Origin of the sequence: Streptomyces sp. SP18CS02 (assembly GCF_036322365.1) — a bacterium.
Classification (GTDB): domain Bacteria; phylum Actinomycetota; class Actinomycetes; order Streptomycetales; family Streptomycetaceae; genus Streptomyces.
In genome coordinates this window covers 299,917-314,906 of the sequence record NZ_JAQYXC010000281.1, presented here as the reverse complement: position 1 = coordinate 314,906, position 14,990 = coordinate 299,917, and the positions used below count along the sequence as shown (strand labels likewise).

The following is a 14,990-nucleotide window of genomic DNA, read 5'->3' as shown; positions in this document are numbered from 1 at the left end:
TCAGGCCCCGGCCACGGGGACCGCGGTGAGTGCCGTGACCTTCCAGCCGCCCTCGGTGCGGGTGAGGGTGGCTTCGAGGCGCTTGCGGTCGGTGCCGGGCTGCCCGGTCCGTCCGGCCGGGCCGCCGGCCGGTGTCAGCACCACATCGACGGTGGCGATGAGTTCGGCCGTTCCGGCCCGGGTGTCGAGTGCGGTCAGGGCGGCGTCCGTGACGGTGGCCCGCGCCGATGTGCCCGTCCCTTCCGTCCCTCCTGTCCCTCCCGTTCCCTCCGTACGCGGTCGTGTCCTCTTCAGCTCCTCGTGGAGCGCGCCGGCCGACGCGTCGAGCCACTGCTCCAGGCCGGCGTCGGCGCGGGACGCGTCGAAGCTGCTCAGCCGGGCGAGGTGCTGGCGTCCGGTGCTCAGCACGGTGTCGCGGGTCTGCGCGTAGGCGCGGGTCTCGTCACCGGCCGTGCGCGCGTACGACCATCCGGCCGTCCCGCAGAACAGTGCCGCCAGGACGAGGGCGGCCCCCCACGCGTACCGTCTGCCGGGCCTCATCGGTCCTCCCCCAGGCCCAGCAGCCCGCCCATGCCGGCGGGGCTCCCGTTCACGCGCGGCAGACCGAGTGCTCCGGGGAGTGCGGAGGAGGTCCCCGGGGCGGCCGGGGCGGGGACGGGGCCGCCGCGCGGGGCGTTGGCCGAGCCGCGGACGTTGACGCCGCTGGAAGGGGCGGCGGCGCAGCGGGCCCTGGTGTTGAGGGCGGGTGGGGTGGAGAGGTCAAGGCCGTTGCGGTAGGTGGTGCCGCCGTATCCGGTGGTGCAGGGCAGCGGTTCGAAGAAGGTGACCGACATGCCCAGGTTGACGCCCTGGGCGGTCACGGCGGTCGATCCCGCGGCGACGACGGCCGGCATCTTCACCAGGAACTCCTCCATGCCGCGCTGGCGGGTGACGGCCACCTCCGAGGTGGTGAGCAGATTGGCGAGGACCACTCCGAAGGCCGGGTCGAGGTCCCGCAGCAGCCCACTGATCTGGCCGGCGGCTCCGGGAGCGGCGGCGATGAGCCGGCGCAGGTCGGTGTCGGAGCCCTTGAGCCGCGCGGCGAGCTCCTTGGCCCCCGAGGCGAAGGACTTCAGCGCCTCGCCCTCCTCGGCCTGGGTGCGCAGGACCGTCTCTGCGTCGATGATCAGCCGGGTGTTGGCGGGCAGGGCCTTGTCGGCGGCGAGCACGAAGTCGTTGCCGCTGTCCATGAGCGCCTGGAGGTCGTCCCCGCGTCCGTTCAGCGCCGTGCCGAACTCGTCGACGACCGTGCGCAGGGACTCCAGGTCGATGGAGGAGGCCAGGTCGTTGACGCCGGTCAGCACGTTGGTGACAGGTTCGGGGGTGTGGGTGTCGGCACGGGGGATCACGGTGCCGTCGCGCAGGTACGGGCCGCCGTCGCCGGCCGGACGCAGGTCGATGTACTGCTCGCCGACGGCGGAGAGGCCGGCGACGACGGCCTGGAGGTCGGCGGGGATGTCCGGGGCGGACTCCTTGATGCGCAGTTCGGCCTCGACGCCCTCGTCGGTCAGTGCGATGGGTCCCACGCGGCCGACCGAGACGCCCCGGTAGGTGACGTTGGAGTGGGTGAACAGCCCGCCGGTGCGTTCGAGCTGGACGCGCACGGTGTAGTAGTCGCGCAGGCCGACGTAGTGGCCGAGGTCCGCGTACCTCACTCCGGTCCAGCCGAGGACCAGGACGGCGACGAGGAGGAAGGCGAGGTTCTTGAGGCGGATCGCCGGGGTCGACATCAGTTCCTCCCGGTCGACGGCAGGGGCAGCGGCAGCCCGGAGGCGGCGGGGGGCGTGGTGCTGGGCGGGGTGAGCGCGGGGACGATCTGGGTGCCGGGCACGGCGGTCACGTCCAGGTAGACGTTGAGGTAGTCGCCCTTGACGCCACGCAGCACCTCGTCGGTGAACGGGTAGGTGAGCAGCACCTGGAGCGAGTCGGGCAGGGCCGTGCCGGAGTCGGCGAGCGCCTCCAGGGTGGGGCCGAGCGCCTTGAGGTCGGCGATGATGTCGGCCTTGCTCTTGTCGATGGTGCCGACGGCGACATCGGAGAGGGTGTCGAGGGCGCCGAGCATGGTGAGGAGCGAGGCGCGCTGCTTCTCCAGGACCTTGAGCCCGGGGCTGAGGCCGGTGAGGATCTTGCCGACGTCCTGTTTGCGGGTGGCGAGGGTCGCCGAGAGCCGGTTGACGCCGTCGAGGGCGGCGGTGATGTTGCTCTTGTTGTCGTCGAGACTCGTCACGAGGGTGTTGATCCGTTGCAGCAGGGTGCTGACCTCGGTCTCGTTGCCGCTCAGTGCCTTGCCGAGTTCGGTGGTGATGGTCTTGATCTGCTGGAGCCCGCCGCCGTTGAGGAGCATCGAGAGGGCGCCGAAGACCTCTTCCACCTCGGGGTTGCGGTTGGTGCGGGTGGCGGGGATGCGGGCACCGTCGCCGAGTGTGCCCCGGGCCCGGGAGGGGGCGTACAGCTGGATGTACTTCTCGCCGAGCATGCTGGACTGTTCGAGGTGGGCGTAGGCGTTGGCGGGCAGCCGTACGTCTCCGTTGACCCGCATGGTGACCTTGGCGGACCAGTCGTCCCCGGTGAGGGTGATCGCGGTGACGCGGCCTACGGCGACGTCGTTGACCTTGACCGCGGACTGCGGGACGAGGCTGAGGACGTCGGCGAAGTCGGCGGTGATCTCGTACGGGTGGTCGCCGAGGTCGGCGCCGCCGGGCAGCGGGAGTTGCTCGATGCCGGACAGCTCCATGCCGGCCGTGTCACAGCCGACGGCGGTCGCCGTGAAGCCGACGGCCAGCGCGAGGGCGGCGGCGATCGACGTGGTGGTGCGGGAGGGTCGGTTCACCGGGCTGTTCCCTTCCGCTGCGGGTTCGGCTCTCCCTGTGCGCCTCGGCCGTCGCCTTCCGGGGTGCCGTAGACGGTGCCGACGGCGGGCAGGGGGAGGCCGGGGAGGGCCTTGCGGCGGTCCGGTTCGACGGGGACCAGACCGGTCAGCGCGTTCGCCCCCGATCCGAAGCTCAGTTCGTTGATGTCGGCGCGGCCGTTGAGGGTGCGGTGGAGCGGGTCGTACGCCTTGAGGACGTTGCCGGCGGCGAGCGGCGCGGTGTCGAGCAGCTCGGCCAGCGAGGCGCGCTGGTCGACGAGGGTCCGGGTGAGGGGCATCAGGAGGTCGACGTTCTGTTTGAGGCTGCCCCGGTTGTTCTCGATGAAGGTCTTGACCTGGGCGAGGGCGGTGCCGAGCTCCTTGAGCGCGGCGCCCAGGTTCTCCTTGTCGTCGGCGAGGAAGCCGGTGACGGTGGCGAGTTGTCTCTCGGCCTGGCGGACGTTGCCGTCGTTGTCCTTCAGCATGGTGGTGAAGGACTGGAGGTAGGCGAGGGTGTCGAAGAGGTCGCCGCTGCTGGAGTCCAGCGTCCTGGCGGCCTTGCCGAACTGCTCGATGGAGTCGCCGATCGCCTTTCCGTTGCCCTTGAGGTTGGCGGCGCCCGTGTCGATGAGGCCGGCCAGGGCTCCCTCGGCGTTGGCCCCCCGCGGACCGAGTGCCTCGCTGAGTTCGGTGAGGGAAGCGTAGAGCTGGTCGATCTCCAGGGGCATCGCGTTCCGGGCGGCGGGCAGGACCGCGCCGTCCTCGATCCGCGGGCCGCCGGTGTAGGCGGGCGCGAGCTGGATGTAGCGGTCGGACACCACGCTGGGGGCGACGACCACCGCGTGGGCGTTCGCCGGGACGGTGACGCCCTCGTCGATGAGAAGGGTCACCTCGACCTCCTTGCCCACCGGGCGCACGGAGTCGACGGTTCCGACCTTCACGCCCAGGACGCGCAGATCGGAGCCTTCGTAGACACCGGTGGCCCGTTCGAACCGGGCCGTGATGCGGGTGGTTCCGGATGCGTCCAGTGCCAGGACCCCGGAGGTGGCGGCGGCCACGACGACGGCGAGTCCGGCGCCGATGCCGATGAGGCGTCTGGGGTTCACCGGGCACCGCCCGCGGGCTTGGGCGGCATGCATCCGCTGGCCGGAGGCGTGCCGGGGGGCAGGTAGGTCCTGGGGACGAGACCGCAGACGTACGTGTCGAACCAGCGGCCGTTGCCGAGGGTGTTGCCGACCAGCCGGTAGTAGGGGCCTGCCAGGGCCAGTGTCCGGTCGAGGCTGTCGCGGTTCTTCAGCAGGACACCGGTGACCCGGCTGAGCGCGGTCAGGGTCGGCTCCAGTTGCCGTTCGTTGTCCTGGACCACCCCGGTGAGCTGGATGCCGAGGTCCTTCGCGCCGGTCAGCAGGGAGTGGATGGCGTCACGGCGGGCCTGGATCTCGCCCAGCAGCAGACCGCCGTCCTCCAGCAGTGTCTCGAAGCTGCTCTTCTTGGTGGCGAGCGTCCTGGACAGCTGTTTGCTGCCCTTGAGGAGTTCGGCGAGTTGCGCGTCGCGGGTGGAGACCGATCGGGAGAGCGCGGAGAGTCCGGTGGCGGCGCTGCGTACGTCGGGCGGGGAGTTCTTGAAGGTGGCGGAGATCGCCTCGAAACTGGCGGCGAGCTGCTGGGTGTCGATGGCGCCGATGGTCTCGCCGAGGCCGGTGAACGCCTGGGTGACGTCGTACGGGGAGGTGGTGCGGTCGGCCGGTATGCGGGCCGAGGGGTTCTGGCGGCCGGCGCCGAGCGGGTCGAGGGCGAGGTACTTCTCGCCGAGGAGGGTCTTGATGCCGATGGCGACGGTGCTGGCGTCGCCGACCCAGACGTCGTCCTCGACCTCGAAGGTGACCTTCACCTTGGCGCCGTCGAGCGCGACGGCGGTGACGTCGCCCACCTTGACGCCGGCGATGCGGACCTCGTCGCCGGTGTCGAGCCCGGCGGCCTCGGTGAAGTCGGCGCTGTAGGCGGTGCCGCCGCTCAGGGCGTCGCTCTGGTACGCGCCGACGCCGATGAGGACGAGGACGAGCAGTCCGACGAGACCGACGGTGACGGGGTTGCGTTCCCGTACGGGCTTCAGGCGGGGGCGGCGGAGCGCGGGCGAGGTCTTCGCGCCGCGCGGGCGCCCGGTGCGCGGGAGCTTCATGCGCGGCACCTCGATTCGGTGACCGGAATGCCGGTGGGCGGCCTGGAGCCGTCGTCGGTGGTCACTCCGGCGACCTTCGCCTCGCAGAGGTAGAGGTTCAGCCAGGACCCGTACGACGCGAGCCGGCCGATGGTCTCCATCTTCTGGGGGGTCCTGCGCAGGAAGTTCTCGATCTGCGGTGTGCTGTCGGCCAGCCGGGCGCTCAGCCTGCCCAGTTCCCGGATGTCCTGCTTCAGCGGGGCCCGGCCGTCCGCGAGGAGTCCGGCCGTGACGGTGGTGAGCGAGCCCATGGCGCTGATCGCCTCACCGAGCGGTTCACGGTCCCCGGCGAAGCCGGTGACGAGTTGCTGGAGGGTCACGACGAGGTCGTTGAAGCCCGCCTCACGGTCGTTGACCGTCTTCAGCACCGTATTGAGGTTCTTGATCACTTCACCGATGACCTTGTCCTTGCCGGCGACGGTGGTGGTGAGCGAACCGACGTGGCGCAACAGGGAGTCGACGGTGCCGCCGTCGCCCTGGAGGACCTGCACGATGGACCCGGCCAGGCCGTTGACCTCGGTCGGCGAGAGTCCTTCGAAGAGGGGCCGGAAGCCGTTGAAGAGCTGGGTCAGGTCGAGTGCCGGGGTGGTGCGCTCCAGCGGGATGGTCGCACCGGCCGGCAAGGAGCGTCCGACGGGGCCGGTGCCCCGGTCGAGGTCGATGTAACGCTGGCCGACCATGTTGAGGTACTTGATCGACGCGGTGGCCGACGCGGGCAGCGTGCGGCCCTTGCGGACCGTGAAGGCGACTTCGGCGACCCGCCGGTCGGCGACCCTGATCGAGGAGACCTGGCCGACCTTGACCCCGGCGATGCGGACGCTGTCGCCCTCGACGAGGCCGGTGGCGTCGGAGAACCGGGCCCTGTACGTGTCGGTGTCGCCGACGCCCGTGTTGGCGATGGAGAACGCCAGCACGGTGGTGGCGAGCACGGTCACCAGGATGAAGGCCAGGGACTTGGCGACCGGTCCGGCGAGGGAGCGGCGCTTCATTCGAGGGTCACCTCCGCTCCGCGGAAGACGGGGCCGGTCAGGACGGTGCTCCAGTCGGGCAGTGACCGGGGCGCCACCTTCAGGCCGGGGGCCATGAGTTCGTTGACGAGCTGGTTCTCCTGGGGGGAGTTCGCCGGGCCGAGGCCGCGGTCGCCGGCCTTCGCAGCGGCCGTGGGGGCGGGCTTGCCGGAGTAGGGCACCGTGTAGCAGTGCGGTCCGCCGCCCGCCCCGTACACCGGGGTGTCCTTGCCGGGGACGTACTTGCCGAGGGAGGGCACGGTCTTGACGTTGACGTGCAGACCGGGTTCGTCGGAGCCCTTGCCGAGCGCCTTGTCCATGGCCGGGACGAAGCCGGCGAGGGTGCGCAGGGTGCACGGGAAGGAGGACGAGTAGCGGGCGAGGAGCTCCAGGGTCGGTCTGGACGCGGCGGAGAGCCTGATGATGTTGCCCCGGTTCTGTCTCAGGAAGGCGGTCAGGTCCTGGGCGGAGGTGGTGGCGGAGCCGTACACCGAGGCGAGCTGCGCCTGCTGTTCGGCGAGGGTGCCGCTGGTGGTGGTGAAGTCGGTCAGGGCGTCGAGCACGTCGGGGGCGGCGTCGCCGTACGCCCGGCTGACCCGCACCAGGTGGGCGATGTCGCGGTTGAGCGCCGGCAGGTGCGGGTTGAGCCTGCGCAGATGCGCTTCCAGGGTGACGAGGGTGCGCCCGAGCTGGTCGCCGCGGCCTTCGAGGGCCTGGGCGACGGCCGTGAGGGTGGCGGAGAGCTTCGCGGGCTGGACGGCGGTGAGCAGGGGCAGGAGCTGGTCGAGGACCTGTTCCAGTTCGATGGCGTTGGCGGAGCGGTCCTGGGGGATGGTGGAGCCGGCCGCGAGGGGGCGGGGGGAGGGGTTGACGGCGGGCGGTACGAGGGCGACGAACCGTTCGCCGAAGAGGGTGGTGGGGAGCATCTGGGCGGTGACGTCGGCGGGGATGCGGTCGAGGTGGCGGGGGTCGATGGCCAGGGTGAGGCGGGCGCCGGAGCCGTCGGCGCCGATCTCGCGGACCTCGCCGACGACGACGCCGCGCAGCTTCACCTCCGCTCCTCGGTGCATCTCGTTGCCGGCGCTGCCGGTGAGGACGGTGACGGTGGCGTCCCGGCTGAACTCCTTGTCGTACACCGCCACCGCGAGACCGGCAAGCAGCACGGGTACGAGCAGGAACGCCACGCCGGCGAGCCGCAGCCGAAGGGTCCTGGGGTCGGGTCGGGCGCTCATCCGGCCACCTTCACGGTCGTGGTCGCGCCCCAGATGGCCAGGGACAGGAAGAAGTCGGTGACGCTGATCAGCACGATCGCGTTCCGCACGGAACGGCCCACCGCGACGCCGACGCCTGCCGGTCCGCCTTCGGCCCGGAAGCCGTAGTAGCAGTGCGCGAGGATCACCATCACGCTGAAGATGAGCACTTTGAGGATGGAGAGCAGCACGTCGTCCGGGGAGAGGAAGAGCGCGAAGTAGTGGTCGTAGGTGCCCGCCGACTGGCCCTTGAACAGGACGATGACCATGCGGGAGGCGAAGTAGGAGGAGAGCAGCCCGATGGCGTACAGCGGGATGATGGCGACCACCCCGGCGATGATGCGGGTGGTCACGAGGTACGGCATGGAGCGCACCCCCATCGCTTCCAGGGCGTCGACCTCCTCGTTGATGCGCATCGCGCCGAGCTGGGCGGTGAAGCCCGCGCCCACGGTGGCCGAGAGGGCGAGGCCCGCGACGAGCGGGGCGATCTCGCGGGTGTTGAAGTAGGCGGAGATGAAGCCGGTGAAGGCGGACGTGCCGATCTGGTTGAGCGCGGCATGGCCCTGGAGTCCGACGACGGTGCCGGTGAACAGCGTCATGGCGATCATCACGCCGATGGTGCCGCCGATGACGCCGAGCCCTCCGCTGCCGAAGGCGACCTCGGCGAGCAGCCGCTGCACCTCGCGCAGATAGCGGCGCAGGGTACGGGGGATCCAGAGCAGCGCCTTCAGGTAGAAGACGAGGTGGTCGCCGGACCGGTCGAGCCAGGTGAGGGGGGAGGCCACGGTCAGGCCCCCTTCGCCGGAACGATCTGGAGGTAGATCGCGGTGAGGACCATGTTGACGAAGAAGAGGAGGAGGAAGGTGATGACGACGGACTGGTTCACGGCGTCGCCCACCCCCTTGGGGCCGCCCCGTGGGTTGAGGCCCCGGTGGGCGGCGACGATCCCGGCGAGGAAGCCGAAGATCAGGGCCTTGATCTCGCTGATGTAGAGGTCCGGCAGCTGGGCGAGGGCGGAGAAGCTGGCGAGGTAGGCGCCGGGGGTGCCGTCCTGCATGATCACGTTGAAGAAGTAGCCGCCGAGGGTGCCGACGACGGAGACCATGCCGTTGAGCAGAACGGCGACCAGCATGGTCGCCAGTACCCGGGGGACCACGAGCCGCTGGACGGGCGAGACGCCCATGACCTCCATGGCGTCGAGCTCTTCCCTGATCTTCCGGGAGCCGAGGTCGGCGCAGATCGCGGAGCCGCCGGCGCCGGAGATCAGCAGGGCCACGATCAGCGGGCTCGCCTGCTGGATGACGGCGAGGACGCTGGCGCCGCCGGTGAAGGACTGGGCGCCGAGCTGCTGGGTGAGCGAGCCGACCTGCAGCGCGATGACGGCACCGAACGGGATGGAGACGAGCGCTGCGGGCAGGATGGTGATGCTGGCGATGAACCAGAACTGCTCCACGAACTCCCGTAACTGGAAGGGCCGCCGGAAGATGTCACGGGAGACGGTGGCGGCGAGGGCGAAGAGCCGTCCCGTCTCGCGCAGGGGGGCCAGGAGCCGCGCGGGCGGCCGCTTCCGCCCGCCCGCGGTACCGGCCCCGGTACCGGCCGCGGCCTCGCGGGCGGCGTCGGGGGCGGCCGAGGGGACGGGGGCGAGGGCCGTGGGTACGGTGGCGGGGTCGCGGTCCGGGGTGTGGCGGGCGGACCGTCCCGTGCCGTGGGCGGGGCCCTGGTGCGGCTCCCCCGGTGGGTCCTGGCCCACCGGCCGTATGGGCAGCTCGGCGGTCATGACACGGCACCGCCGCGCACCGGGGCGTAGCTCTGCAGGATCGCGGCCCTGGCGGCCTCGGGCAGCTGGGGGAGCATGCCGAGGACGCGTTCACGGCGGCGCGACACGGCGGCCCGGACGGGCATGCCGGGCGAGGGTTCGAGCTGCGGGGCCAGGGACCGGGTGCGCTCGGTGTACGCGGGGGCCGCGCGCGACTCCCGTGCGAGGGTCGCGGCGTCCTTCTCCTCGGACATCCCGATGGGGCCTTCGCGGCGTCCGCCGAGGAACTGGGAGACCACCGGTTCGTCGCTGGTGAGCAGGACCTCGCGGGGGCCGAAGGTGACGAGGTTGCGGCGGAACAGCATGCCCATGTTGTCGGGCACGGTCGCCGCGATGTCGAGGTTGTGGGTGACGATCAGCATCGTGGCGTCGATCTGCGCGTTGAGGTCGATCAGCAGCTGGGAGAGGTAGGCGGTGCGGACCGGGTCGAGGCCGGAGTCGGGCTCGTCGCACAGGATGATCTGCGGGTCGAGGACGAGGGCGCGGGCGAGTCCCGCGCGTTTGCGCATTCCGCCGGATATCTCGCCGGGCAGTTTCTCCTCGGCGCCGACCAGTCCGACCATCTCCATGCGCTCCATCACCGTCCGGCGGATGTCGGACTCCTTCCTGCGGGTGTGCTCGCGCAAGGGGAAGGCGATGTTGTCGAAAAGTGACATGGATCCGAAGAGCGCCCCGTCCTGGAACATCAGGCCGAAGAGCTTGCGGGTCTCGTAGATGTCCCGTTCCGGGCTGTTGACCATGTCGACGCCGTCGATGAGGACCCGTCCGTGCTCGGGCTTGAGGAGCCCGATGATGGATTTCAGGAACACGGTCTTTCCCGTGCCGGACGGGCCGAGCATGACGCTGACCTCGCCGGCGGGCAGGGTGAGGGACACGTCCTGCCAGATGTTCTGCTTGCCGAAGGATTTGGTGAGCCCTTCGACGACCACTTCTGTTCCCACCACAACTCCCAGATGCTGCTCGTGCTGAGGAAGTGACAAAAGCGCGCTGGGGGGCGCACGTTACGGTCACTGAGGGGGGCCGGACAAGCATTCCGCCGCCGGATTCCGGATCATCGGACCCGGCCGCCACCGACTTGTCACCCGGTGACAAGTCCGGCCGGCGGTTCTGTTCCCGGGTGCGCGTTTCCGGCGGGACCGCTCACCGTTCGGGCTTCGGCCTGGGCGGATCCGGGCAGTGCGGCGACTCGGGGGTGCACAGCGGGCCCTGCGTCATCTTGGTGTAGTTGCCCTCACCGGAGAGGGACGCCGTGAACAGCCGGTCCAGGTCCTCGCCGACGCCGCAGCCGCTGAACGGCGGGATGGTGGAGACGGCCGTCAGCGGACCGCCGTTGGCCACGGTGTATCCCTCGGGCCCGGAGCCTCCGGTGGAACCCTTCCCGGTCAGGACCAGCTCCATCGGGCGTGCCGTCCGGCACTTCGGTCCGACCGGGAGGGGGGTCCCGTCGACCTTCACGTCGTACAGCCGGACCCACAGTCTCGCCGTCGCCGTCGTCGTCTCCGGGAACCGCCCGGTCTGCTCGTCGGGCGGGTAGCTCCTGGTGACGAGTTCGATCGGACCGTCCAGGGACAGCTCGACCGTTGCCGTGGTGGGCATGAATCCGAAGGTGAGAAAAGTCGACCGGGCGGGCGGTATCTGCGGCTTTCCGTGATGGTCGAACGTGGCGTCGCTGTAAATGGTGAACTGCGGTCCGTCCGGCGGATTGCAGGGCGGGGGGAATTGGATCGCCTTGCTCATGTTCACCCGGATGAATCCAGGATCCTTCAGGAACATGGCACTGCCGAGTTTGGCGACATTCGAGTACCCGGCGATATATCCGGTGCCGGGTGTGGGCGGCAGGGGAATGGGGTCCGTGGCGGGGCAGTCGTCGTCCGCCCCGTCCCGGCGCGCCGGGTCCTTCGCGGTGTCACGGCCGCCACCGGCCGTTCCGCCACCGGCCGTTCCGCCACCGGCCGTTCCGTCACCGGCCGGGCCTTCGTCCGTGCGCCCTGCCGAGTCGTCGACCGACGGGGGCGTCGGGCGGCCGCTCGCCCCCGGGGCGGGCAGCACGGCGACCCGCGCGAACGTCGTGTCCGCGTCCGGGACGGGCACGCAGGTGACGGAGAGGCCGGGCGGAGTGGTGGGGGCGTCGTCCGCCGTACGCATCAGCAGGTCCAGCGTGAGCGTCCCGGCCGAGAAGGTGAGCTCGCCGCCGGAGCGCGCCGTCACCGTCGGTACGGCTCCCGCGGCCTCGATGGTGTGGTCGCCCTCGGCGGGCAGCTTCGTCTCCCGGGCGGACAGCTGCGACCAGTCCACCTCGGTCGGCTCGCCCCGCTGGGCGACCTTCGTGGTGAGCCGGGCGGCGCCGCCCGTCCCGGCCGCGCCGAGGGCCCTCAGATCACCGACGGCCTCGGGTCCCAGCCGCAGGCGTACGGTCACCTGTTCGACCCGGACCGGCCTGCCGACCGGCACCTGCCGGGGCAGTACCGCCGATATCCGGACCGTCGCCGGCCGTTCCCCGCCCGGCAGGAGGCACCGGTGGGCGAACTCCCGGCCGACGCTCTGCTCGCCCTCGTCCACGGCGACGCCCGTGCCGGGGATCAGTCCCGCGACGAGTACGACGGCTCCCGCCGCGGCCGTCCGCAGGAGCCGTCGGCGGCGGTCCAGTGTGCTGCTCATGCTGCTGCCCATCGGTCGAGGTCCACGACGCTGCCCTGCCCGTGGCGCCCGGCCGGGCGCCGCCCCGCCCGCACCCCGAGCGCGCGGCCGGTGGATCCGGCCGCGCGACGTGGCACGGGACGCCGACCGGTCCGGACCGGTCCTGGCCGCTCCTTACGGGCTGGTCACCGTGATGATCGGCGTGACCTGGTACTTGGCCGTGAACTTGGCCGTGTTGCCGTTGTTGAGCAGCCCGGCGCAGTTGCCGGTCACGTTGGAGATCGTGAGGGCGGGGGTGGTGTCGGCCAGGATCTGGAGCACGCCGGTCGCGTTGGTGTACGTACCGGTGTTGGCCGCTCCGGTGATCTTCGCCGTGCAGGAGCCGAGGAGGCTCGTTCCGCTCAGCGTGATGTCGACACCGGTGATCGTGCCCTTGGTGACACCGGCGCTGTAGGACACGCCGTTGAGCGCCATGGGAGCGTTGCTCTTCGCGGTCCACGTGGAGCCGAGCGGACCGGTGCACTTGGCGGAGGTGGTGCCGAAGGTGGCGTTCTGGATGGTGGCGAGACCGGAGCCGGTGGGACGGACGCCGTCCGCCGCGACACCGTTGGCGGCGTAGGTGTTGCACACCAGCTGGGCGCCCGTGCTGGAGTTGGTGAGCACCGCGCTGACACCGGCCGAGTTCACGGCGGTGAACGTGTCGGCCACGGACGGGTTGGTGACGGTCCACTGCGCCAGCGGCGCCGCGGAGGCGTTCGTGGCGGTCAGTGCGGCCGCGCCGAGAAATCCGGCGGCGGCTATTGCGGAGAGTCTCTTCATTCGTCGCATGTGCTGTTCCCTCCTAGGGGAGTCGGGCGTACCTGATTGACCGCTCCCCGTTCCGTACACGGCCCGTACGCGGAACGAAAAGCGGCAGCGGCTCAGTTCACGGAACGCGGTGGCGAATTACTCCGGCCACCAGGTCGAGCACCTTGCGCGATTGACGCTACGAGTGAGTAACCGGCCGCGCAATACTCGCCCGTAAGTTTTCCGCGACGCTCTTACCGGCCGGTATTTTCTTGTCGCGTCGGCAACAGAACCGCGTCGGAACCATGTGGTTTCTTATCCGGAAGTGAGTACTCCCGCCTCCGGTCCCCCGCTCCCCCGGCCCTCCGGCACCGCACCCCACCATGGGAAGGTCGACCTTCGGCCAACTCTGCGCGGTGGGCGTCCGAGGCGGTTCCGACTACTGCGCACGCGGTGTCCCCTGGTCTATGTTCAGCACCCACGAAGTGGTCACACCTGTAGGTCCGTGGGAGCGCTTTCCCCCATCCCGCACGAGGCGCGCCGCACCCGCACCCACCCCCCACCGGACATCCGGAGAGCGAGGGGACACCCGCATGCCGAGAACCACCCAGCCGTCGGACGTGGGCGAGCCGCTGGGCCCGCTCCCCCAGGAGTTCGCCGCGATCATCCGTCCCGAACTGCCCAGCCTGATCAAGGAGATAGAGATCGAGGTCACCCGCGCCTATCCGGAGTACGCGCGGCTGCTCAACGGCCCCTACGGCCGGGCGATCCGGGTCGGGGTCGAGCAGAGCATCTCCGCCTTCGTCGACCAGGTCGCCTCTCCGTCGACACCGACGACCCTGCGCGACGAGATGTGCCGCAGGTTCGGCCGGTTCGAGGCGTACGAGGGGCGGAGTCTGGAGACCTTGCAGGGCGCCTTCCGCCTGGGCGCCCGCGTCGCGCTGCGACGGGCCAAGAAGGTCGGCCGGCGCTACAACCTCTCCCCCATGCTGATGCTCAGCTTCGCGGACGCGCTGTTCGCCTACATCGACGAGCTGGAGGCCCTCTCCCGCGAGGGCTACCTGGAGGTGCAGGCGCAGACCGGCGAGCAGTCCGAGACGTTACGCAGACGGCTGCTGCACCTCGTCCTGTCCGGGCCGCCGGTGCCCCGCGCCGCCATCACCGAGCTGTCCGAGCAGACCGGCTGGCCGGTTCCGGACCGGGTCACGCTCGTGGCGCTGCGCTCCGCCGCGGGGGTCGAGCGGTCCGCCGTGGACAACGATGTCCTGCTCGATCTCACGGACCCGCAGCCGCACTTGCTCGTTCCCGGTCCCCTGGACGAGGAGCGAAGACGGATGCTGGAGGCGGCTCTGGCGGCCACACACGCCGCGGTCGGCCTCACCGTCGCGACCGAGTCCGCCGCCGACTCGGTCCGCTGGGCCAGGCGCGTCCTCGAACTCATCGACGCGGGCGTCATCGACGACACCCCGCTGGCCCTCTGTTCGGACCACCTCGTCACGCTCTGGCTGCTCGCCGACCCGGCGCTCCTCGACCAGATCGCCGAACGCGAGCTCGCCCCGCTCGCCGAACTCACCGCGACCCGCAGGGACCGGCTCGTGGAGACACTGCGCATCTGGCTCGACACACGGGGCACGGCGGCCCAGATGGGTGAGCTTCTCGATGTGCACCCGCAGACCGTCCGCTACCGGATGCGCAATCTGGAGGCCCGGTTCGACGGCCGGCTCGGGGCACCGGAGACCAGGTTCGCCACCGAGGCGGTGCTGCGCGCTCTCCGGCTGCGTGCCAGGCCGGGGCGGGGCCGGGTCTGAGGAGGCGCCGTGGCCGGTGCGCGCCGGGGCCGCCGGCGGCGGTGATCGTACTGTCAGGCGGGGACGAAAAGCGGGTGCTCGGCCGGTGAAACGGTTGCAGTACGGATACGGACCCGGGAGAAGACGCGCACCGTTCGCCCGTCACCATGGAGGGAGTGCACCACTCAGGACAGCTGCCACGAGCAGCGCAAGCAAAGGACCTCACGTGACCGCGTCGCCTCTGATTCCCGTCCCGATCCCCGATCGCGTGGCCGCCCTCATCGGGTCGTGCATGCCGATCGGCGTCCTTCAGGCGGAGGTCGACGCCGAGTGCGCGGCGCGCGAGGTGCGTCGCTTCCGCGTCCCGATGTGCGCGGAGGACCAGGCGGACCGCGAGCACGCGCTCGCGGTGGTGGCCAGGGCGAACAAGGTGCTCGGCGCCTACAATCCGGGGCTGGTCCTGCGCCCGGGCGCGTCCGCGTTCTGATCGCCCGGGCGGCGCCGCCCGTACCCCCCCGCCCGGCGCCCGTGACGGCGCGGCCGGGCGGACCGGGGGCCCGGCCCGCCCGGCCGCCGCGGGCCTCACCGGTCCGGACCCG

The 14,990-nt window shown here is 71.0% G+C and carries 13 protein-coding genes and 1 pseudogene; 2 read left to right on the top strand and 12 right to left on the bottom strand.

Features of this window, described 5'->3' with window-relative positions; all coding sequences use genetic code 11:
* The 12 genes and pseudogenes from PUR26_RS16485 to PUR26_RS16430 all read right to left on the bottom strand — a co-directional run bounded on the left by PUR26_RS16485 (position 1) and on the right by PUR26_RS16430 (position 12,646).
* On the bottom strand, positions 1–540 hold the full coding sequence (locus tag PUR26_RS16485; protein WP_329873126.1) for a hypothetical protein: 540 nt from the start codon (positions 538–540) through the stop codon (positions 1–3).
* A complete protein-coding gene (locus PUR26_RS16480; protein ID WP_329873125.1) occupies positions 537–1,769 on the bottom strand; it encodes an MlaD family protein in 1,233 nt (410 codons plus the stop codon). The genes PUR26_RS16485 and PUR26_RS16480 overlap by 4 nt, the downstream gene beginning before the upstream one ends.
* Positions 1,769–2,869, bottom strand: a complete 1,101-nt coding sequence (locus tag PUR26_RS16475) for an MCE family protein (protein WP_443077088.1) — start codon at positions 2,867–2,869, stop codon at positions 1,769–1,771. Before PUR26_RS16475 ends, PUR26_RS16480 begins: the two co-directional genes overlap by 1 nt.
* Positions 2,866–4,026: an MCE family protein gene (locus PUR26_RS16470; protein ID WP_443077087.1), complete on the bottom strand. Its 1,161-nt coding sequence runs from the start codon at positions 4,024–4,026 to the stop codon at positions 2,866–2,868. Before PUR26_RS16470 ends, PUR26_RS16475 begins: the two co-directional genes overlap by 4 nt.
* Complete coding sequence (locus PUR26_RS16465) at positions 3,990–5,066, bottom strand: MCE family protein (protein ID WP_329873123.1); 1,077 nt, start codon at positions 5,064–5,066, stop codon at positions 3,990–3,992. The genes PUR26_RS16470 and PUR26_RS16465 overlap by 37 nt, the downstream gene beginning before the upstream one ends.
* Positions 5,063–6,094: an MCE family protein gene (locus PUR26_RS16460; protein ID WP_329873122.1), complete on the bottom strand. Its 1,032-nt coding sequence runs from the start codon at positions 6,092–6,094 to the stop codon at positions 5,063–5,065. Before PUR26_RS16460 ends, PUR26_RS16465 begins: the two co-directional genes overlap by 4 nt.
* Positions 6,091–7,344 (bottom strand): MCE family protein, encoded by a 1,254-nt coding sequence (locus PUR26_RS16455; protein WP_329873121.1) that lies wholly within the window; start codon positions 7,342–7,344, stop codon positions 6,091–6,093. The genes PUR26_RS16460 and PUR26_RS16455 overlap by 4 nt, the downstream gene beginning before the upstream one ends.
* Complete coding sequence (locus tag PUR26_RS16450) at positions 7,341–8,147, bottom strand: MlaE family ABC transporter permease (RefSeq protein WP_329873120.1); 807 nt, start codon at positions 8,145–8,147, stop codon at positions 7,341–7,343. The genes PUR26_RS16455 and PUR26_RS16450 overlap by 4 nt, the downstream gene beginning before the upstream one ends.
* Positions 8,148–8,149: 2 nt before the next feature.
* Positions 8,150–9,003: pseudogene (locus PUR26_RS16445) on the bottom strand (MlaE family ABC transporter permease); the annotation flags it as partial.
* A gap of 135 nt (positions 9,004–9,138) precedes the next feature.
* On the bottom strand, positions 9,139–10,122 hold the full coding sequence (locus PUR26_RS16440; RefSeq protein WP_329873118.1) for an ABC transporter ATP-binding protein: 984 nt from the start codon (positions 10,120–10,122) through the stop codon (positions 9,139–9,141).
* Positions 10,123–10,321: 199 nt separating this feature from the next.
* Entirely contained in the window at positions 10,322–11,839 is a 1,518-nt protein-coding gene (locus PUR26_RS16435; RefSeq protein WP_329873117.1) for a DUF6801 domain-containing protein, read from the bottom strand.
* Positions 11,840–11,992: 153 nt separating this feature from the next.
* On the bottom strand, positions 11,993–12,646 hold the full coding sequence (locus PUR26_RS16430) for a hypothetical protein (RefSeq protein ID WP_329873116.1): 654 nt from the start codon (positions 12,644–12,646) through the stop codon (positions 11,993–11,995).
* Between the two features lie 551 nt (positions 12,647–13,197).
* Here PUR26_RS16430 and PUR26_RS16425 point away from each other — a divergent pair.
* Both PUR26_RS16425 and PUR26_RS16420 read left to right on the top strand, forming a co-directional pair.
* Positions 13,198–14,412, top strand: a complete 1,215-nt coding sequence (locus PUR26_RS16425; RefSeq protein ID WP_329873115.1) for a helix-turn-helix domain-containing protein — start codon at positions 13,198–13,200, stop codon at positions 14,410–14,412.
* A gap of 205 nt (positions 14,413–14,617) precedes the next feature.
* Positions 14,618–14,878 (top strand): hypothetical protein, encoded by a 261-nt coding sequence (locus PUR26_RS16420; RefSeq protein WP_329873114.1) that lies wholly within the window; start codon positions 14,618–14,620, stop codon positions 14,876–14,878.
* Positions 14,879–14,990 lie beyond the last annotated feature (112 nt).

What these genes read in the sequence shown, in the direction of transcription:
- PUR26_RS16425 (WP_329873115.1), top strand. Translation starts at nt 13,198, where the DNA reads ATGCCGAGAACCACCCAGCCGTCGGACGTGGGCGAGCCGCTGGGCCCG.
- PUR26_RS16480 (WP_329873125.1), bottom strand. Translation starts at nt 1,769, where the DNA reads ATGTCGACCCCGGCGATCCGCCTCAAGAACCTCGCCTTCCTCCTCGTC.
- PUR26_RS16470 (WP_443077087.1), bottom strand. Translation starts at nt 4,026, where the DNA reads ATGCATGCCGCCCAAGCCCGCGGGCGGTGCCCGGTGAACCCCAGACGC.
- PUR26_RS16435 (WP_329873117.1), bottom strand. Translation starts at nt 11,839, where the DNA reads ATGAGCAGCACACTGGACCGCCGCCGACGGCTCCTGCGGACGGCCGCG.
- PUR26_RS16455 (WP_329873121.1), bottom strand. Translation starts at nt 7,344, where the DNA reads ATGAGCGCCCGACCCGACCCCAGGACCCTTCGGCTGCGGCTCGCCGGC.
- PUR26_RS16460 (WP_329873122.1), bottom strand. Translation starts at nt 6,094, where the DNA reads ATGAAGCGCCGCTCCCTCGCCGGACCGGTCGCCAAGTCCCTGGCCTTC.
- PUR26_RS16430 (WP_329873116.1), bottom strand. Translation starts at nt 12,646, where the DNA reads ATGCGACGAATGAAGAGACTCTCCGCAATAGCCGCCGCCGGATTTCTC.
- PUR26_RS16485 (WP_329873126.1), bottom strand. Translation starts at nt 540, where the DNA reads ATGAGGCCCGGCAGACGGTACGCGTGGGGGGCCGCCCTCGTCCTGGCG.
- PUR26_RS16465 (WP_329873123.1), bottom strand. Translation starts at nt 5,066, where the DNA reads ATGAAGCTCCCGCGCACCGGGCGCCCGCGCGGCGCGAAGACCTCGCCC.